The sequence below is a fragment of the Hymenobacter fastidiosus genome, from assembly GCF_039539565.1.
GTDB classification, from domain to species: Bacteria; Bacteroidota; Bacteroidia; order Cytophagales; family Hymenobacteraceae; genus Hymenobacter; species Hymenobacter fastidiosus.
The window spans coordinates 1-1,497 of the sequence record NZ_BAABDJ010000043.1 but is presented as its reverse complement, the minus strand read 5'-3'; the positions used below and the strand labels follow the sequence as shown (position 1 = coordinate 1,497).

The following is a 1,497-nucleotide window of genomic DNA, read 5'->3' as shown; positions in this document are numbered from 1 at the left end:
CTACTGGGCCACGCCCCGGCGGGGGTGCTGGTGGAGATGCCCCACAAAAAGCCACCGAAACAGGAATTGACCTTCGCTCAGCGGCTTTACAATCAGCTGCTGAGCCCGTTGCGCGTCGTCATTGAGCATGCCCACAGTGGCATCAAGCGCTTGCGCATGGTCCAGGGCACGCTACGCTTACGCGGCGAGTGGCGGCGCGACACGGTGATGGCCGTGGCCTGCGGCCTGCATAACCTGCGCGTACGCAGCGCCTGGCGGGCCTACGCGCCCGATAAACTCACTAACCAAATCGAATAAGGTCTAATGCAGGAACCCGAATTAGGTATTTGGGCGGGTGCCACGTACTGGGCTGGCCTCTGCAGGAGAACCAGAGCTTTCCAGCTATTCTAAGCCAGATGTGGCCGGGCTACACAACGGAGAAGGTGGCTAATCTGCCCTTCACCCAGCTGCACGAGTTTCTGGATGACCAGCGGAAAGAGGAAGAGGCAGTAGTAGTGTTCCAGCTGGGTAACTACGAGTTTTCGAGTGACTTGCCCACGGCCTTGCAGCACACAGTGGGCTTGAAGCGCCGCAAGAAGAGCACGCCGTCCGTGGAAGCGGCTGACAAGACTGTAGTAGCTGGTGCAACGGCTTCCCAGCCTTCGGCTGGGGAAGCCAGCAGCATGGTGGCCAAAAAGCCTAGCCTGGCCGGTGTGCTGCTGTATCAGCTAAGCTGGCGGCTGCGGTGCGTAATAGTGGCCGGCCTGTATCTGCTGACCTGGCTTGGGTTAAAGAAGCATGAGGCTGCATTCACATTATTGAATGCAGCATGCAAAACTAACCCTGATACCCTGTTTATTTTCCTATCACCCTTTCCAACGCAAGGAGCGTCTGACACCCTGATCCGGAAATTGGGGGGCTGGATAATGAAGCGCCGGCTGCATAATCATGATAACCTGCTTTTCGTAGACACGCACGTAGTACTAGTAGGTAGTCAGGCTTTATTTATTGACAATTCGCATTTAAATGCGGAGGGGCATCAAGTACTGGCAGAGTATTTATCGAACATCTATTCACGGAGTATTCATAATTTGGCGGTGGTCTAAGGCACGGTGGATCGGCGATTATGCTCGTCAATAGGGGGTTGGATGGGCATATGATGAGGTGGTCTAGGCAAGCCGGACAGAAGAAGGACGTATATTTCTTCTGTTATGGCAGCAAAATCCAGCGGCACGTCGCCCGACAAACGGCGTAAATACGATGAGGCCTTCAAGGCCGAGGCGCTGCGCCTGGCCAGCGAGAGCCGCAGCACCCAAGCCGCGGCCCGGCAGTTGGGCATCAGCCCCAAGCTGCTCTACCGCTGGCAGCAGGCGCAGGTAGTGGCCGAGGTGGGCAGTGTGGAAGTGGCCCGCGACCCGGAAGTGCGCGCCCTGCGTGCGGCCAACAAGCTGCTAGTGGTTGAAAAACATTAAGTGGTCGTATTCGTTTGGGATTGAAACGCTTTCTCAATATGACCCT

3 protein-coding genes are annotated in these 1,497 nt (G+C 56.4%); all 3 read left to right on the top strand.

Annotated features, from left to right (window positions below; genetic code table 11):
- Window positions 1–297, top strand: a 297-nt coding sequence (locus ABD833_RS19015) for a transposase family protein (RefSeq protein ID WP_345075175.1), incomplete at its 5' end; no start/stop codon positions are given.
- 98 nt (window positions 298–395) lie between these two features.
- Entirely contained in the window at window positions 396–1,085 is a 690-nt protein-coding gene (locus ABD833_RS19010) for an SGNH/GDSL hydrolase family protein (RefSeq protein ID WP_345075174.1), read from the top strand.
- 105 nt (window positions 1,086–1,190) lie between these two features.
- Entirely contained in the window at window positions 1,191–1,451 is a 261-nt protein-coding gene (locus ABD833_RS19005) for a transposase (RefSeq protein ID WP_345075173.1), read from the top strand.
- The last annotated feature ends 46 nt before the right edge of the window (window positions 1,452–1,497 follow it).

Bases quoted from the DNA above. Each gene is read 5' to 3' on its own strand.
- ABD833_RS19010 (WP_345075174.1), top strand. From the start codon at position 396: ATGTGGCCGGGCTACACAACGGAGAAGGTGGCTAATCTGCCCTTCACC.
- ABD833_RS19005 (WP_345075173.1), top strand. From the start codon at position 1,191: ATGGCAGCAAAATCCAGCGGCACGTCGCCCGACAAACGGCGTAAATAC.